This window comes from Streptococcus bouchesdurhonensis (assembly GCF_948472335.1).
The window spans coordinates 119,157-136,520 of sequence record NZ_CAOKTW010000003.1; the positions used below are offsets into that span (position 1 = coordinate 119,157).

Annotated in this window: 20 protein-coding genes; 5 read left to right on the forward strand and 15 right to left on the reverse strand. The window is 40.2% G+C overall.

Annotation, left to right across the window (positions count from 1 at the left end; translation table 11 throughout):
- Positions 1–214: 214 nt before the first annotated feature.
- The 10 genes from QMQ21_RS06085 to QMQ21_RS06130 all read right to left on the reverse strand — a co-directional run bounded on the left by QMQ21_RS06085 (position 215) and on the right by QMQ21_RS06130 (position 7,856).
- Positions 215–925 (reverse strand): ABC transporter ATP-binding protein, encoded by a 711-nt coding sequence (locus QMQ21_RS06085; protein ID WP_000062200.1) that lies wholly within the window; start codon positions 923–925, stop codon positions 215–217.
- Positions 925–1,689, reverse strand: a complete 765-nt coding sequence (locus tag QMQ21_RS06090) for an ABC transporter ATP-binding protein (protein WP_172923546.1) — start codon at positions 1,687–1,689, stop codon at positions 925–927. Before QMQ21_RS06090 ends, QMQ21_RS06085 begins: the two co-directional genes overlap by 1 nt.
- Positions 1,689–2,645 carry a branched-chain amino acid ABC transporter permease gene (locus QMQ21_RS06095; protein WP_125852054.1) on the reverse strand — a complete coding sequence of 319 codons (957 nt, stop codon included), beginning with the start codon at positions 2,643–2,645 and terminating at the stop codon, positions 1,689–1,691. Before QMQ21_RS06095 ends, QMQ21_RS06090 begins: the two co-directional genes overlap by 1 nt.
- Positions 2,646–2,648: 3 nt before the next feature.
- The gene (locus QMQ21_RS06100; protein ID WP_000941421.1) at positions 2,649–3,518 is read right to left on the reverse strand and encodes a branched-chain amino acid ABC transporter permease; all 870 of its coding nucleotides are present in this window, start codon (positions 3,516–3,518) and stop codon (positions 2,649–2,651) included.
- A gap of 221 nt (positions 3,519–3,739) precedes the next feature.
- Positions 3,740–4,900 (reverse strand): ABC transporter substrate-binding protein, encoded by a 1,161-nt coding sequence (locus tag QMQ21_RS06105; RefSeq protein ID WP_000726116.1) that lies wholly within the window; start codon positions 4,898–4,900, stop codon positions 3,740–3,742.
- Between the two features lie 77 nt (positions 4,901–4,977).
- Positions 4,978–5,253, reverse strand: a complete 276-nt coding sequence (locus QMQ21_RS06110; protein ID WP_261035473.1) for a YlbG family protein — start codon at positions 5,251–5,253, stop codon at positions 4,978–4,980.
- 78 nt (positions 5,254–5,331) lie between these two features.
- Positions 5,332–5,922: an ATP-dependent Clp protease proteolytic subunit ClpP gene (clpP, locus tag QMQ21_RS06115; RefSeq protein ID WP_000613471.1), complete on the reverse strand. Its 591-nt coding sequence runs from the start codon at positions 5,920–5,922 to the stop codon at positions 5,332–5,334.
- A gap of 172 nt (positions 5,923–6,094) precedes the next feature.
- On the reverse strand, positions 6,095–6,724 hold the full coding sequence (gene upp / locus QMQ21_RS06120) for a uracil phosphoribosyltransferase (protein ID WP_000515974.1): 630 nt from the start codon (positions 6,722–6,724) through the stop codon (positions 6,095–6,097).
- 88 nt (positions 6,725–6,812) lie between these two features.
- Positions 6,813–7,280 (reverse strand): deoxycytidylate deaminase, encoded by a 468-nt coding sequence (locus QMQ21_RS06125; protein ID WP_000136973.1) that lies wholly within the window; start codon positions 7,278–7,280, stop codon positions 6,813–6,815.
- 18 nt (positions 7,281–7,298) lie between these two features.
- Positions 7,299–7,856: a TetR/AcrR family transcriptional regulator gene (locus QMQ21_RS06130; RefSeq protein WP_000004135.1), complete on the reverse strand. Its 558-nt coding sequence runs from the start codon at positions 7,854–7,856 to the stop codon at positions 7,299–7,301.
- Between the two features lie 124 nt (positions 7,857–7,980).
- Here QMQ21_RS06130 and QMQ21_RS06135 point away from each other — a divergent pair, with 124 nt between their 5' ends.
- The 3 genes from QMQ21_RS06135 to QMQ21_RS06145 are packed head-to-tail and all read left to right on the forward strand — an operon-like array spanning position 7,981 to position 10,627.
- The gene (locus tag QMQ21_RS06135) at positions 7,981–8,826 is read left to right on the forward strand and encodes a DegV family protein (protein ID WP_261035474.1); all 846 of its coding nucleotides are present in this window, start codon (positions 7,981–7,983) and stop codon (positions 8,824–8,826) included.
- Positions 8,827–8,884: 58 nt separating this feature from the next.
- A complete protein-coding gene (gene aao, locus QMQ21_RS06140; RefSeq protein WP_261814096.1) occupies positions 8,885–10,057 on the forward strand; it encodes an aminoacetone oxidase in 1,173 nt (390 codons plus the stop codon).
- Between the two features lie 48 nt (positions 10,058–10,105).
- Complete coding sequence (locus QMQ21_RS06145; RefSeq protein ID WP_020903482.1) at positions 10,106–10,627, forward strand: DUF1697 domain-containing protein; 522 nt, start codon at positions 10,106–10,108, stop codon at positions 10,625–10,627.
- Between the two features lie 41 nt (positions 10,628–10,668).
- Here the strand turns inward: QMQ21_RS06145 and QMQ21_RS06150 are convergent, their stop codons facing one another.
- Complete coding sequence (locus tag QMQ21_RS06150; protein ID WP_261814097.1) at positions 10,669–11,409, reverse strand: MerR family transcriptional regulator; 741 nt, start codon at positions 11,407–11,409, stop codon at positions 10,669–10,671.
- Positions 11,410–11,749: 340 nt separating this feature from the next.
- On the opposite strand from QMQ21_RS06150, the gene QMQ21_RS06155 reads away from it, so the two are divergent.
- Entirely contained in the window at positions 11,750–13,090 is a 1,341-nt protein-coding gene (locus tag QMQ21_RS06155) for a sodium-dependent transporter (RefSeq protein WP_078238496.1), read from the forward strand.
- Positions 13,091–13,130: 40 nt separating this feature from the next.
- Here QMQ21_RS06155 and manA read toward each other — a convergent pair whose 3' ends face one another.
- The 3 genes from manA to QMQ21_RS06170 all read right to left on the reverse strand — a co-directional run bounded on the left by manA (position 13,131) and on the right by QMQ21_RS06170 (position 16,104).
- A complete protein-coding gene (gene manA / locus QMQ21_RS06160) occupies positions 13,131–14,075 on the reverse strand; it encodes a mannose-6-phosphate isomerase, class I (RefSeq protein ID WP_049516551.1) in 945 nt (314 codons plus the stop codon).
- A 120-nt stretch (positions 14,076–14,195) separates the two neighbouring features.
- A complete protein-coding gene (locus QMQ21_RS06165) occupies positions 14,196–15,635 on the reverse strand; it encodes a 6-phospho-beta-glucosidase (RefSeq protein WP_000136868.1) in 1,440 nt (479 codons plus the stop codon).
- A 208-nt stretch (positions 15,636–15,843) separates the two neighbouring features.
- Positions 15,844–16,104 (reverse strand): SemiSWEET family transporter, encoded by a 261-nt coding sequence (locus tag QMQ21_RS06170; protein WP_001291472.1) that lies wholly within the window; start codon positions 16,102–16,104, stop codon positions 15,844–15,846.
- A gap of 326 nt (positions 16,105–16,430) precedes the next feature.
- Between QMQ21_RS06170 and QMQ21_RS06175 the strand changes: the two genes are divergently transcribed.
- Entirely contained in the window at positions 16,431–16,775 is a 345-nt protein-coding gene (locus QMQ21_RS06175; protein ID WP_000913393.1) for a lipopolysaccharide assembly protein LapA domain-containing protein, read from the forward strand.
- Between the two features lie 165 nt (positions 16,776–16,940).
- Here QMQ21_RS06175 and QMQ21_RS06180 read toward each other — a convergent pair whose 3' ends face one another.
- Positions 16,941–17,288: a VOC family protein gene (locus tag QMQ21_RS06180; RefSeq protein ID WP_225742462.1), complete on the reverse strand. Its 348-nt coding sequence runs from the start codon at positions 17,286–17,288 to the stop codon at positions 16,941–16,943.
- Between the last annotated feature and the right edge of the window lie 76 nt (positions 17,289–17,364).

The window sequence follows — 17,364 nt, forward strand, 5'->3', positions numbered from 1 at the left end:
GTACGCTTCATTCGATTTCATTTCAATTATCAGAAGCTAAGCTTCCAGTGCAGATGTGAATTGCTTCACAGTCTATATCTGCCGACTAAAAAGGTCCACCAGACTATAATGATGATTACTTCGTAATCCTCATCCACCGACTAAAACAATCCAGTGGATTTGATAATTGCTTCGCAATCTTCATCCGCCGACTAAAAAGGTCCCCCGGACCTTTTTAGCCACCTAGATATGCTTTTCTGACTTCTTCTGATGAGGCGAGTTCTTTTCCTGTTCCTGATAGGACGATTTTCCCTGTTTCCAATACATAACCTCGGTCAGAGATTGCGAGTGCCTTATTGGCATTTTGTTCAATCAAGAGAACAGTTGTTCCTTGCTTCTGGATATCTTGAATGATATCAAAAATTTCTTGGATAAAGATTGGGGCAAGTCCCATTGATGGTTCATCTAAGAGAAGAAGTTTTGGTGTTGACATAAGAGCGCGTCCCATGGCAAGCATTTGTTGTTCCCCTCCTGAAAGAGTGGCTGCATCCTGGTTCTTACGTTCTTCAAGACGTGGGAAGCGTGAAAAGACCTTCTTCAAGTTAGCTTGATTTTCTTCACGGTTTTTCTTCAAGAAAGCTCCCATTTCTAGATTTTCCATAACAGTCAAGCCAGGGAATACGTGGCGTCCTTCTGGTACTTGTGAGAGACCACCCGCCACGATTTTCTGAGCTGGCATTTTTTGGATTTCTTGACCTAAAAATTCAATCTTTCCTGAACTTGGTCGAACCAAACCAGACAAGGTACGGAGAATGGTTGTCTTACCAGCACCATTGGCACCGATAAGGGAGACTACCTCTCCTTCATTCACTTCAAAGCTTACATCACGGACTGCTTGGATCATACCGTAATGCACAGAAAGATTATCAACTTTTAACATAGACATTAGGCTTCACCTCCTAGATAAGCTTCGATAACCCGTTTATTGGTCTTAATTTCTTCTGGAGTTCCCTGAGCAATCAAACGACCGTATTCAAGTACGTAGATGCGTTCTGTAACTTCCATAACCAGATTCATATCGTGTTCAATCAGCATGATCGTAATCTTAAATTCATCTTTGATGCGACGAATTAACTCAGTCAATTCCGCTGTTTCCTGTGGGTTCATACCTGCTGCTGGTTCATCTAAAAAGAGAATTTTAGGTTCCGTAGCAAGGGCACGAACAATTTCCAAACGACGTTGTTGTCCGTATGCGAGGTTTTTAGCAAGAGTCTCTGCATCACCATCTAAATCAAAGATTTTCAGCAATTCCAAAGCTTTAGCCTTTAATTCTTTTTCACTCTTATAAAAAGCTGGTAAGCGTAAGAAACTAGCAAAAACATGTTGTTTGTGATGGTTGCCAAAAGCAATCAAAACATTGTCCAAAACTGTTAAATCTTTAAAGAGACGGATATTTTGGAAAGTACGTCCAAGTCCCAAAGAAGCAATCTTATAAGGTGACTTTCCATTCAAAAGGTGACCATCTAGGGTAACTGTTCCCTCACTTGGTTCATAAACACCAGTCAAAAGGTTGAAAAGAGTGGTTTTCCCAGCTCCATTTGGACCGATTAACCCAACCAGTTCCCCTTCGTTTAATTCAAGAGTCACATCTCCAACAGCTGTTAGACCGCCAAAATGTTTGGTTAACTGTTTTACTTCAAGTAATGCCATTAGTTTTGTTCCTCCTTTTTAGATTTTTTAAAGAAACGTGATAGGCTCAATTCCCATGTCCCAAGGAGTCCACCTGGTCTGAAAATCATTACCAATACCAAGGCCAAAGCGTAGATAATCATACGAATGCTAGCAACATCTTGGAGAAGCATATTCAAAATTCCAAGGACAATAGCTGAAACGATTGCACCTGTAATGGAACCAAGTCCACCAAATACAACAATAATTAAAACGTTGATTGAGTTGATGAATGTGTAATCTTTCGGTACAACAGATCCAATAAATCCTGCCTGAAGTGACCCTGCAATACTTGCAGTAATAGCACCAAATACAAAGGCGATGATTTTAATTTTAGTCGTATTAACCCCAACTGACTCAGCAGCGATTTCATCCTCACGAACAGATAGGGTTGAACGTCCAATTGGACTACGCAAGAAGTTCAAGGTTGCAATGGTTGTAATCACGACAAAGAAGTAAACCATTTGCCAGGTTGTAAAGTTAGGAATTCCCAAGATACCTGCTGCACCATTTGTAAGGCTTCCACCATTGATGATAAAGATACGGATAATTTCAGAAACACCTAGAGTCGCTACTGCAAGATAGTCCCCCTTCAAACGCAAGGTTGGAATTCCGACAAGCAAGGCAACTGCTCCTGAAAGCAAAGCCCCTATCAGCATAGCTCCAAAGAAGGCACCGTAGGTTGGTGATTTAGAACCAATAATAGCTGCTGCATAGGCACCAATCGCCATGAAACCAGCATGACCAAGTGAAAATTGGCCTGAAAAACCAACGATTAAGTTGAGCCCAACAGCCAGAATAATATTAATTCCAATTTGTTGTAAAATCTGTACATAGAATAGGTTGAGTACTCCGACTGAAACCAGTACACTAATCAAGCCATAGCCAGCTAACAAAAGGAGTAACCATAGAATATTAACTTTTAAATTTTCTTTCATCGTTTACACCTTCTCTTTCACATTTTTACCAAGGATACCAGCTGGGCGGACAATCAAGATCAACAACAAGATTCCATAAACAATGGCATCACGGAAGTCTGACATTCCAAAGGCTGTCGCAAAGGTTTCTAATAGACCAATTACAAAACCACCAAGAGCCGCACCAGGAATGATTCCGATACCACCAAGTACTGCGGCAACGAAAGACTTAAGACCTGGAGTAACTCCCATCAAAGGCTCAAGAGAGTTATAATAAAGAGCAATCAGAACACCAGCCGCACCCGCAAGAGCTGACCCCAAAGCAAAGGTAAAGCTGATAGTACGGTTCACATTGATCCCCATCAATTGTGCCGCATCGCTATCTACTGATACTGCACGCATGGCTTTCCCCATCTTCGTTTTTTGGACAATGACTTGTAACAAAATCATCAAAATCAAGGAAATCGCCAAGATCATTAACTGCACATTTGTTAAGCTAATTGGTCCCAAATCATAGCGAACTGTTTGAATCGCTTGAGGGAAGGCACGGGTATTGGCACCAACCAGATAGACCATGCCATACTCCAATAGGAAGGAAACCCCGATAGCTGTAATCAAAACAGCAATACGAGTAGAGTGACGCAAAGGTCGGTAAGCAAGGAACTCAATCACGACACCAAGAATGGCCGTCGCTAGCATAGCTACAATAAGCGCTACAAAGAAATTCATTTGGAAAGAATTAATCAAGAAATAACCGATAAAGGCTCCCATCATATAAATATCACCGTGGGCGAAGTTGATGAGCTTGATAATTCCGTAAACCATGGTATATCCTAGGGCTAACAGCGCATAAACACTACCTAGAATCAAACCATTTACTAGTTGTTGGAGCATAAGATTCACTCTTTCTATTTATAATTCCGAGGGTTTCCCCTCACTTTTTATAAGTTCTTATACTCAATAAAAATCAAAGAGCAAACTAGGAAACTAGCCACAGGCTGTACTTGAGTACGGCAAGGCGACGTTGACGCAGTTTGAATTTGATTTTTGAAGAGTATTAAACATCGAAACAGGGAGTGAGTCAAAGGCTCATTCCCTATTTCAACATTTTTCTATTATGGTTTTACAACTTCTGCTGCTTCAACCTTACCATTGTTCATGGTCATCATGTAAGCAGTTTTGACTGTGTTGTGGTCTGCATCGAAGCTTGTTTGACCAGTTACACCTTCAAAATCTTTTGTTTTAGCAAGGTTATCCTTGATTTCACCTGAGTTTTTAGCACCTTTTGCTGCGTTTGCTACAAGGTGAACTGAGTCATAAGCCAAGGCTGCAAATGTTGAAGGCTCTTCGTTGTACTTAGCACGGTAAGCATCAAGGAAAGCTTTTGCTTTAGCTGAAACTTCTACAGTAGTTGAGAAGCCTGAGATAAAGTAGATGTTTGATGCTTTTTCAGCAGTTGCTTGTTGTACAAACTCTTCACCGTTGAATCCATCACCACCAACGATTGGTTTGTCAATTCCCATACCACGCGCTTGGTTTACAATTTTACCAGCTTCAGTGTAGTAACCAGGAACGATGATAGCATCAAAATCTTTCCCTTTCATTTTTGTAAGGGCTGCTTGGAAGTCTGTGTCACCTGCTACGAAAGTTTCATCTGCAACGATTTCACCTTTGTAAGCTTCACGGAAGGCTTTGGCAATACCTTTAGCATAGTCGCTAGCATTATCAGTGTAAAGAACAACTTTCTTAGCTTGCAATTTTTCAGAAACATAGTTTGAGATAATTTTTCCTTGGAAGCTATCTTGGAATGTTCCGATAAAGAGGTAATCTTGACCTTTAGTCAATCCATCTTGAGTCGCACTTGGCGAAATCAATGGAACACCTGCTTTTGTAGCGTTCGCTACAGCAGCTGCAGTTGCACCAGATGTCGCAGGTCCTACGATTGCTGATACCTTAGATTGGGTTACTAGGTTAGTTGTTACTGAAGCCGCCTCAGCAGTTTCAGACTTATTATCTTTATCGACTACTTCGATTTGTTTTCCATCGATACCACCTGCTGCATTGATTTCATCAACGGCCAATTGGGCACCTTTTTGTTCAGATGTTCCGTAGGCTGCTACGGCACCAGTTTCCTCGAAGTTAAATCCGATTTTGATTGTCTTTTCATCTACTGAGTTACCAGCAGCGTTTGACGCTCCAGACTTCACTTCTCCACAGGCTGCAAGAAGTGCTACACTTGCAAGAGCCACAAACGATAGGGCAAATTTTTTCTTCATCTTTTTTGTCTCCTTATTCTTAAATAAATAGCATGTTAAGAATATACCGAATTATCAGAAAATTGTCAACACTTTTCTTAGACTTTTTCGATGATAACGTTTTCCTCTCGATAAAGATTGCCCACAAAGGGTGTTTCCAACTCTTGGATATGACAAACTCTAACTTTTTTTATAAATTTTTCCTTGCCCAAGCGCCCGACCAATTGCTCCACTTCTTGAGTTGGAACATAAAGCTGTAAGTAACGATGTTTCTTGGAATGATAGGTAATATCTCCATAATCCTGCAGTTTTTTGGCATCACGATTATAGTAAAGATAGATAATCAAGCCAGATCGTTTGACTTTTTCAAACATGATAAATCCTCTTTCTAAGAAATCTCTCCCTATTATACCAAAAAAAGCAAACCCAGTCGAGTTTGCCTTCTTTCATCATTAATTCAATGAATTGTTGGCCATGATTTCATCAATAAAGCCATATTCAAGTGTTTCTTGGGCGCTCATCCAGTTATCTCGTTCTGCATCTGCATGGACTTTTTCGATTGACTGACCTGAATTTTCAGCCAATATTTTTTCCAAGATGTTACGAGTTTTAAGCAAGTGTTCTGCAGCGATCGCCATATCAGTTTGTTGGGTACCACCACCTGTACCACCCATCGGTTGGTGAATCATATACTCTGCATTTGGAAGCATGAAACGTTTACCTTTTGCTCCACTTGACGCGATGACAGTCCCCATAGATGCAGCCATCCCCATAACGATAGTTTGGACATCTGCCTTGATAAAGTTCATGGTATCAACGATTGCCAAACCAGCTGAAACAGAACCACCAGGTGTATTGACATAAAGGTAAATATCTTTTGTACTATCTTGGGCATCTAAGAAAAGCAATTGGGCAATAACAGAGTTAGCCATATTGTCTTCAACGGGACCTGTCAGCATAATGATGCGGTCTTTGAGAAGACGTGAGTAAATATCGTAGGAACGTTCTCCACGGCTTGTTTGTTCAATAACTACAGGAATCATTTATTTCTCCTTTTGAGTTTTAATTTTGTTGGTCAAATGACTGAAGATAAGACTATTATAATATCTTGGTCAAAAAAGGTCAAATTTTTGCTCTGTTTTCATTAGACAGAAACAAAAATTCAACCTCCTTTCGTGACTGGAAATCCTTTTCCAAGTCAATCTCTTTTTAATTCTATTTTGTACCGAACAAGCGGTCCCCAGCATCTCCAAGACCTGGAACGATATAACCGTGTTCGTTCAAACGTTCATCCAAGGCTGCTGTAAAGATTTCTACATCTGGATGAGCTTCTTGAAGAGCTTTTACACCTTCTGGTGCTGATACAAGGCAGACAAATTTGATATTTGATGCGCCACGTTTTTTAAGAGAATCAACAGCCAAGATTGCTGAACCACCTGTTGCCAACATTGGGTCTACCACAAAAATTTGACGTTGGTCAATATCTTCAGGCAATTTCACCAAGTACTCAACTGGTTGAAGCGTTTCTTCATCACGGTACATACCGATGTGGCCAACTTTAGCAGCTGGAACCAAGCTCAAAAGTCCATCAACCATCCCGATACCTGCACGCAAGATTGGAACGATAGCCAATTTCTTACCTGCCAATTGTTTTTGAACTGTTTTTGTGATTGGTGTTTCGATTTCCACATCTTCTAGTGGAAGATCACGAAGTACTTCATACCCCATCAACATTGCAATCTCATCTACTAGCTCACGGAAAGCTTTTGTAGAAGTATCTGTACGACGCAAGATTGACAATTTATGTTGAATCAGTGGATGATTAATAACTTCAATTTTTCCCATTTTTGGAGTTCCTTCTTTCAATTTATTCTTCTTATTATACCAAAAAACGGTTTAAAAATCTTTCTAAACCATTTATTTTTGATAATTTTTACATTAAATCCGCCTCTTTAAGAGCTGCCTGTACTGTCTCAAGTGGTAAATGGGTTAATTCTGTTCCCTTTTCTTGATAAAGGTATTGGGCGTAGTCATCCATTCGGTACTGGTTGATATAAACCACACGCTTACAACCGACCTGAAGCAATTGTTTTGTACAGTTTAGACATGGAAAGTGGGTCACATAGGCTGTAAAGCCTTTGGGAACCCCACGTTCTGCACCTTGGAGAATGGCATTAACCTCTGCGTGAAGAGTGCGAACACAGTGACCTTCGATGACCAGACATTCGTGATCAATACAATGCTCAGTCCCTGACACCGAACCATTATAACCAGTGGAAATAACTTTATTATCCTTTACCAAAATTGCGCCCACTTTGGCACGTTTACAAGTGGAACGATTGGCAATTAGTAAGGCTTGGGCTGCAAAATACTCATCCCATGCTAGTCTTTTTTCAGTCATATCTCTTCTCCTTTTTCTCTATTTTTTAAAAAATGGTAAACCTAAATCTGCAATCTTTTCAGCTGGTACCTTCATGCCATCCTTGATCCATTTTAGAAGGACAGAAACGATGGCCGAGCTCCAAAAGGAATGAAGATAAGAGCTGACACCTTTTGATTTCCCATGGTATTTTTCTAAAAATTCCTGCATGGCTTGGACAAAGATTTTTTCCAGATGGTAATCCAAGGCCAATTGAATCACTCTGGCTTCCTTTCTGGCCTCTCGGAAAAGGTGAACCCAGACCAGATAAAGGTCTGTCTTTAAATCATAATGATGCAACTGTTCCATAATATTGTGGACAGTTCGTTTAAAGACGCTTTCTAAAATCTCCTCTTTGGAATCATAATTGCGATAAAAGGCCGCACGCGAAACGCCTGCACGTTTGACCAATTCAGAAATACTAATCTTGGTCAAGTCCTTTTTTTCCAAGAGTTGCAAGAGGGCTGTTTCGATGGCTTCTCTAGTTAATAAATTGGATTCTTGGTTTGATTTTCTGAGATTTTCAAGAGACTTTTCAGAGATTCTACGTTCAGACATAACATTTTCTTTCTACTTGTCACAACAGACGGATGAGGCTTTTGTTTCAAGGGCTTTCATGATATAATTGTAAAAAAAGACAGAACCTTTGTCAATGTATAACTGACAAAGATGGAGAATTTCTATGACTTGGAAGATTATTGCTGACTCTGGTTGTGATTATCGTCAGCTGGCAACACCAGCTATTGACACGACCTTTATAAGTGTCCCCTTAACCATTCAAGTAGCTGATCAGGTCTTTGTTGATGATGCCAATCTTGACATTGACCAAATGATGGAAACCATGTATGCAACTGCAGAAGCTTCAAAATCAGCTTGTCCAAGCCCAGATGATTATTTACGAGCATTTGAAGGAGCCAAAAATATTTTCCTAGTAACCATCACTGGTACTCTTTCTGGCAGTCACAATAGTGCTCAACTAGCAAAGAATATTTATCTTGAAGACCATCCTGATACTAAAATTCATGTAATTGATAGTTTGTCTGCTGGTGGGGAAGTTGACTTGCTCGTAGAAAAATTGAATGATTTGATTGACCAAGGCTTATCTTTTGAAGAAGTGGTTGAAGCTATCACCGCCTATCAAGAAAAAACCAAGTTGCTCTTTGTTCTAGCCAAAGTCGATAACTTGGTGAAAAATGGCCGTTTGAGCAAGCTTATCGGTACGGTCGTTGGCCTTCTAAATATCCGTATGGTCGGAGAAGCTAGTGAAACTGGAACCCTTGAATTGTTACAAAAAGCAAGAGGACCAAAGAAATCGATTCAGGCAGCCTATGAAGAGTTAGTCAAGGCTGGATATGCTGGTGGTCGTATTGTCATGGCTCAACGCAATAACGAGAAATGTTGCCAACAGCTTTCAGAGCGAATTCGTGAAACCTTCCCACAGGCGGATATTAAAATTCTACCAACCTCTGGTCTCTGCAGTTTCTATGCAGAAGATGGTGGTTTGCTGATGGGATATGAAATTGATTAATTGCATTCTTAACAAGAGGTGACCATCATCTCTTGTTTTTTTGTGGTACAATAGAGCTATGAAACATTTTGATACTATAGTCATCGGTGGAGGACCTGCTGGCATGATGGCTACAATTTCCAGTAGCTTTTATGGTCAGAAAACCCTCCTCATCGAAAAAAATCGGAAACTTGGAAAAAAATTAGCTGGGACTGGTGGGGGACGTTGTAATGTCACCAACAATGGAACTCTAGATGACCTACTAGCTGGAATCCCTGGAAATGGACGCTTTCTTTACAGTGTCTTCTCCCAATTTGATAACCATGATATCATTAACTTTTTTACGGAAAATGGGGTTAAACTTAAGGTCGAAGACCACGGCCGCGTCTTTCCAGCTAGTGACAAGTCTCTTACCATTATTGAAGCCTTGGAGAAGAAAATTACTGAGCTCGGTGGGCAAGTTGCTACTCAAACAGAGATCGTTTCTGTTAAAAAAGTAGATGATCAGTTTGTCCTTAAATCAGCTAATCAAACCTTCACTTGCGATAAACTCATTGTCACAACTGGTGGTAAATCCTATCCTTCTACTGGTTCGACTGGTTTTGGTCACGAGATTGCCCGCCATTTCAAACATACCATTACCGAACTTGAAGCCGCTGAAAGTCCTTTATTGACAGATTTTCCACATAAAGTCTTACAGGGGATTTCTCTGGAAGATGTGACCCTAAGTTATGGTAAGCATGTCATCACTCATGATTTACTCTTTACCCACTTTGGTTTGTCAGGTCCTGCTGCTCTGCGTATGTCAAGTTTTGTCAAGGGTGAGGAGATTCTCTCACTGGATGTTCTACCTCAACTTTCTGAGAAGAACTTGGTTGCATTTCTCGAAAAAAACCGTGAAAAATCCTTGAAAAATGCTTTAAAAACTTTGCTTCCAGAACGCTTGGCTGAATTTTTTGTGCAAGGCTATCCAGAAAAAGTCAAACAACTGACTGAAAAGGAACGAGAACAACTTCTCCAGTCTATCAAGGGACTTAAAATTCCTGTAACTGGTAAAATGTCTCTTGCCAAGTCATTTGTTACCAAAGGGGGCGTCAGTCTCAAGGAAATCAATCCCAAAACTCTAGAAAGTAAGCTGGTACCTGGACTCCACTTTGCTGGCGAGGTACTGGATATCAATGCCCACACGGGTGGCTTTAACATCACTTCTGCCCTCTGCACCGGCTGGGTGGCGGGATCAAACCCAATCTAAATATACATTACTAAACGGAACAATCAGCCCCAAAAGAAAGGAAGTCCTTTGGAACATATTATCTTGTTAAGGGGAGTTACTCCTAATGGAAAAAATGCTATCCCTAAAATGTCTTATCTAGTAGATATCTTAACAGAAGCCGGTTTTCAACAAGTTCGAACCTATATTCAAAGTGGGAATATCATTCTTGAAAGTGATTTAGATTTAGAAGAAATACGAGAATGTGTTCATACTCTGATAAAGGAAAAAATTGGGGCCGACTTAAAAATGGTTATCAAGAACAAAAGTGATTTTAAAAAAATTGTCCAAGAAAACCCGTTTGGAGAACACTATCTTTATGACCGTATACATGTGATTTTTTATCAAGAATCTATTCAAAGTCTCCCTTTAGAAAAATTGAAAATTGATTACGGTGAAGAAGAAATTTGTATCGGTAACCATTGTCTTTACCTCTATCTCCCTAGAACTGCAAAACGAAAAAAGCTCAGTACCAACTATCTTGAAAAGCTTTTTAATGTAGATTTGACCATGCGAAAACTAAATGTAGTAGAAAAATTATTAAGCAAGTAGTGCTTGAATTTAGTAAAAATCGGAAGAATGCTCCTCCGATTTTATTTTGTCTGAGTTTGGACATAATAGGCAATCACATCTGATGTGTACTGGGCTGTTCCAGGTCCAAATTTGTCAATGTTTTCCTTAAACTCTGGGTTATAGACGTAGCCTTTACCGATATGACCGAAGACTTCAATGGAGCAGTCAAATCCATAAGTACGTATGGCTTGCAAGAGTTTGGCTGCTTCTTCTTGATTTTCTGTTGCTGTTACAGGAAGTCCAGCTTGAAGATTGTGTGCCAATGCTTGAAAGACTTGGTTGAAGGCAGCCGTAGCCTCATCTTCGTGACCTTTTTGGCGCTCGAGCGCTTGGTCCATGACTTCTTGTCCATATTTCTCTACAGCCTCTTGGTGGTATTTTTGATGGTCTTGGTAGTTAAATCCAGCAAATTTCTCTTGAATGCTCATTTCTCTTTCTCCTTTTTGTTCTTGAATGGTTTTTTGCAAGGTTGAAATCAAGGTATCCAGATGTTCCCTTTCTCGAGTCAAATAGTCCAACTGTCTAGTCAAGTGAGGCAATAAATCTGATCTATCTTCCTTTAACAGCTCTGCTATTTTTTCTAAAGAAAAACCTAGATATTTGTAGTAAAGAATGACCTGTAGGCGTTCCAAATCCTCTTGGCTGTATGTTCGATAGCCATTTTCCGACTTTAAAGGAACCAAAAGTCCTATCTTATCGTAGTGGTGTAGGGTCTTGACAGAGACGCCCGAAAGCTGCGCAGCTTCTTTTATATGGTACATGATTTCCTCCTTATACTCAATGAAAATCAAAGAGCAAACTAGGAAGCTAGCCGCAGGCTGTACTTGAGTACGGTAAGGCGACGCTGACGTGGTTTGAATTTGATTTTCGAAGAGTATTACATTGATAGTATAACCCCTCCCCCTAGGTCAGAGTCAAGCGTTTTTGCGAAATTTTTTACTTTATCATAACATGAAAATGGTTTTCTTGACAGACCTTAGAAAACATGATAGGATAGTCAAGTCTATCAATCAAAAGAAAGGCTCATTTTGAGTACTGATGAGGCTATTTGCCAAGGGCAGTAGCTTTTTCTTTTGTAATACTAATTTTAGGAGTTTAACTATGTCTGAAAAATCGCAATGGGGTTCTAAACTGGGCTTTATCCTAGCATCTGCTGGTTCAGCCATCGGACTTGGTGCCGTTTGGAAATTCCCCTACATGACTGCTGCTAATGGTGGAGGAGGCTTTTTACTTGTCTTTCTCATTTCCACTATTTTAATTGGTTTCCCCCTTTTGCTGGCTGAATTTGCTCTCGGCCGAAGTGCTGGTGTCTCAGCAATCAAAACCTTTGGAAAACTCGGCAAGAATAGCAAGTACAACTTTATCGGTTGGATTGGTGCCTTCGCCCTCTTTATCCTCTTATCTTTCTACAGTGTTATTGGAGGATGGATTTTAGTCTATCTAGGCATTGAGTTTGGAAAATTGTTCCAACTTAGCGGAACTGGTGATTATGCTCAATTATTTACTTCAATCATTTCAAATCCAGCCATTGCCCTAGGAGCTCAAGCGGCCTTTATCTTATTGAATATCTTTATTGTATCACGTGGGGTTCAAAAAGGGATTGAAAGAGCATCGAAAGTCATGATGCCCCTGCTCTTTATCATCTTTGTCGTCATCATCGGTCGTTCTCTCAGTTTGCCAAATGCCATGGAAGGGGTTCTTTACTTCCTCAAACCAGACTTTTCAAAACTGACCAGTGCTGGTCTCCTCTATGCTCTGGGACAATCTTTCTTTGCCCTTTCACTAGGGGTTACAGCCATGCTGACATATGCTTCTTATTTGGATCAGAAAACCAATCTAGTCCAGTCAGGAATTTCTATTGTAGCAATGAACATCTCGGTGTCCATCATGGCAGGTCTAGCCATTTTCCCAGCCATGTCAGCCTTCAATATCCAATCTGAAGGGGGACCGAGCCTGCTCTTTATCGTCTTGCCTCAGCTCTTTGACAAGATGCCTTTTGGAACCATTTTCTACATCCTCTTCCTCATGCTCTTCCTCTTTGCGACGGTCACTTCTTCTGTCGTTATGTTGGAAATCAATGTAGGCAATATCACCAATCAGGACAACAGCAAGCGTGCCAAATGGAGTGTTATTTTAGGAATTTTGACCTTTGTCTTTGGAATCCCTTCAGCCCTATCTTACAGTATTATGGCAGATGTTCATATTTTTGGGAAGACCTTCTTTGATGCTATGGACTTCTTGGTTTCCAATCTCCTTATGCCATTTGGAGCTCTCTGCCTTTCACTTTTTACAGGCTATATCTTTAAAAAGGCTCTTGCAATGGAGGAACTCCATCTTGATGAAACAGCATGGAAACAGGGACTGTTCCAAGTCTGGCTCTTCCTTCTTCGTTTCATCATTCCAATCATCATCATCGTGGTCTTCATCGCCCAATTTATGTAATCAAAAAGGACTTGAGTAGTAAACTCAGGCCCTTTCTTTTTTATGGATGGCTAACAATCAATTCCAGACCTTGCCCTTCCAATGTCCAAGCTTCAACATCACTTGGTAGGATAAAGTGGCTACCTTTTTGGATTGGATAATTTTTCCCGTCAACAGTTAGTTGACCTTGACCAGCCAAGACACTGAATAAGCTGTAGTCAGCTGTCTTTTCGAAGTCAACTTTTCCAGTAATTTCCCACTTGTAAACTGCAAAGAAATCATTGGATACAAGGAGAGTGGAACGTAAATCATCTGCTTTGATAGTTACAGGACGGCTATTGGCAGGCTCGCCAATATTCAAGACATCGATAGATTTTTCAAGGTGAAGTTCACGCAAGTTGCCATTATCATCCTTACGGTCAAAGTCATAGACACGGTAAGTGGTATCGCTAGATTGCTGAGTTTCAAGAATCAAAATTCCTGCTCCGATAGCGTGCATGGTGCCACTTGGTACATAGAAGAAATCTCCAGCCTTTACAGGAACTTTTGTCAACAAGGCATCCCAGTTCTTGTCCTCGATTTGCTGGCGGAGTTCTTCTTTTGACTTGGCATTGTGACCATAGATAATTTCTGAACCTTCATCCGCTGCGATAATGTACCAGCATTCTGTTTTTCCAAGTTCACCTTCATGCTCTAGTCCATAGGCATCGTCTGGGTGAACTTGGACACTGAGCCAGTCGTTGGCATCCAGAATCTTAGTCAAAAGTGGAAATACAGGCTCAGGACGATTGCCAAACAATTCACGATGTTCCGCATACAAAGTAGCGAGGTCTGTTCCCTGGTAGCGTCCATTGGCAACTTTAGAGACTCCATTTGGATGGGCTGAGATGGCCCAATATTCTCCGATTTTTTCACTTGGGATGTCGTAACCAAACTCATCACGTAGCTTGGTTCCACCCCAGATTTTTTCTTGCATAACTGATTGTAAAAATAATGGTTCTGACATGTCGATCTCCTGTCTGATTTTTCTCCCCTCATTATAGCAAAAAGCTCCATCTAATTGAACTCTTTTTCACATATTATAAAGTAGGGAGAAGATTTTATAAAAATAGTGAACAAATGTGCTCTACTCAATGCTTGCACCATTGCTGGCAATGACATCCTTGTACCAGTAGAAGGATTTCTTCTTGCTACGTTTGAGGCTTCCATGACCAGCATTATCTCGATCTACATAGATAAAGCCATAGCGCTTGTTCATTTCGCCTGTTCCAGCTGAAACCAGATCGATACAGCCCCAAGTCGTATAACCAAGCAAGTCAACGCCATCTTGGTAAATGGCATCTCGCATGGCCTTGATATGAGCCTCTAAGTAAGCAATCCGATAGTCATCTGCTACATGACCATTCTCATCCGGTGTATCCATAGCACCTAGACCGTTTTCCACGATGAACATTGGCTTTTGGTAACGATCCCAGATAGCATTGAGGGTGATACGAAGACCAAGTGGGTCAATCTGCCATCCCCATTCTGAGGATTCAAGATAAGGATTTTTGAGAGAGGCAAAGATATTTCCAGCAGTTAATTCTTTAACTTCTGGATCACCTGAGGCTACTAGACTTGCATAGTAAGAGAAGGAAACAAAGTCAACAGTATTGTCCTTCAACAACTCTAAATCTTCTGCAGTCATTTGAATCTCGATTCGCTCACGCTCCCACTGCTTCTTGGCGTAGTTTGGGTATTCCCCACGCGCTTGAACATCAATGAAGAAGTAACTCTTGCGGTCTTCCTCCATGGCTGCCCAGTAGTCTCTTGGATGGGCTGTGTTAGGATAGTATTGCCCTGCAGCCAACATACATCCCACCTTATTTTCTGGGTCAATTTCGTGGGCAATCTTTGTCGCAAGAGCTGAAGCTACCAACTCATAGTGTGCAGCCTGATATTTAACCAGTTCTTGATTTTCTCCTTCTTCAAAACAGAGCCCAGCTCCCATAAAGGGGGCATGGAGAATCATGTTGATTTCGTTGAAGGTAAGCCAATATTTGACCAAACCCTTATAGCGGGTAAAGAGTGTGCGACAAAGTTTTTCATAGAAGTCTAACATCCGACGATTGCGCCAACCACCGTACTCTGTAATCAAGTGCATAGGACAGTCGAAATGAGTGATAGTCACCAGAGGTTGGATACCATACTTGTGGCACTCCTTAAATAAATCCTCATAAAAGGCTAGACCAGCTTCATTTGGCACTGTTTCGTCGCCCTTAGGAAAAATCCGAGTCCAAGCAATGGATAGACGATAAGTCTTAAAGCCCATTTCCGCAAAAAGGGCAATATCTTCCTTGTAATGATGGTACATATCAATAGCTTGCTTGGCTGGGTAAAAATAGCCCTCCTCAAACGAAAACATCTTTTTCTGACCTGTGATAATGGCTTCACGATCTGGACCGATGGGGACGACATCCACATTCGCCAATCCACGACCTTCTAAATTATAAGCACCCTCACACTGGTTGGCAGCTGTCGCTCCGCCCCACAAGAAACCATCCGGAAAAGTCAGTTTTTCGGTCATAACTCTACTCACTTTCTTATTTGCTTGTTCATTTACTTATATTATAACTTATTCTGTAAACCTTTTCTTATAAAATACTGTGACATACTGATACTATTCTACTATTTAAGTTTATCAGATTGTTTTTTAAAAAATTATCCTCTAGAAAAAGTAAATAGCCTCCCCTGAAACAAAAAAGAAGACTGAAAACTAGTCTCCTCTGTTCCTTTTAAATCAAAGCTGTAATAACCGTCACTAGGCCAAAAATAATACCTGGTGCATTAGCTGCTGCAAGGGGGATATCTCTTTCTTTTTTGAAAAGACCGTAGTAAACCCAGAGACTACAGTTGATGGCAGCAACCAAGGGCTGGATGAAATTTCCTTTTTGACCAGCCAGATTGTTCATGATTTGTGGGAAGTAAGACACATACATCATAACAGACATAAAGGTCGCTACCCAACCTAAAATTTTCATTTGTTTTTCAGACATTTTCAAAACCTCTTTCATTTTTACTGAATCTTATTTTAAAATATTCTTTCAAAACAATCAAGTCTTTAAAACTTTTGTTATAAAGATATAAACTATCACAATCTTGTTATAAGAAAGAGGGAACAGAAAAAAGACCGAATTGCTCCGTTCTGTTTACTCAATCAAATATTAGAAAATGAATACTCCTTTTCAATGAATCGATTGATTGATGGTAAATAAGCCGTTAGAAATTATTGACAGTATCGAAATTTTCTAGTAAAATGAATTTTGTTAATACCTAAATGGTGTGTAGTTTTCTATCAACATAGTCAGGAGAAAAGGAACTTATGCTAAAAAAATTTAATGAATTGTCACTGAAAGATAAGGCTTATCTAATTGGCGGTTTGAGCTTATTAGTCATTGTGATCTCATTTGGTCTACTCAATCGTCAAACAGTAACTGTCAGTCTTGTCTTTACACAACTATCTGCTCCCTTGATTTTGGTGATTTTTACTTGTCTAGTAATCGGGATCATTGCTGGTAGTGCTATTGGTATTAGCTATCACCATAACAAGACTCAAGATCTGAGAAGCCGCATTGCTGAAGCAGAAGCGACTATCAATATAAAAGACAGGGAGCTTGTCCAGTACGAGGAACAGGTGCAACAATTAAAACAGGAAGCCAAACAATAAGTGTAGAAATCATAACCACCCGTGAAAACGGGTGGTTTTTTGTCTCGCACCTAACGGAGCGAGACGGACTGAAAGTCGCATAAATACAAAAAAGATCGAATTGCTCCGATCTTTTTAAGTTTCACTCCAAGAATGTTTAGATAAAAAATTTGATAATAGAATTACCTACTTCATACGATAAAAATCAATCACTAGACCAGCAGGCCCTTTAACTAATAAGGACTCTGTTCCCCAATCGGTTACAGTTGGACCGTTTAAAACCTGGATACCAAGCTCGTTCAACCTTTTGTAGTTCTGGTCTACATCTTCAACCTCGATATGAATAATGATTCCTGACTGAAAATCTTCCAAAGGAATCAAATGATTTTGGGACAACATCAGACAGTGACTGCCAATCGTAAATTGAGCAAAACTGTCATCAACATAATCGGATTTTTTATCCAAAATACGCTCCAAGTCAGCACAGACTTGGGGAACATCTGAAACGATAATATCTAATTGATTTAAATTCATTTACTATTCTCCACAAAAAGACCGGATTGCTCCGATCTTTTCAAGTTTCTCTCTATGAAAATCAAAGAATAAACAA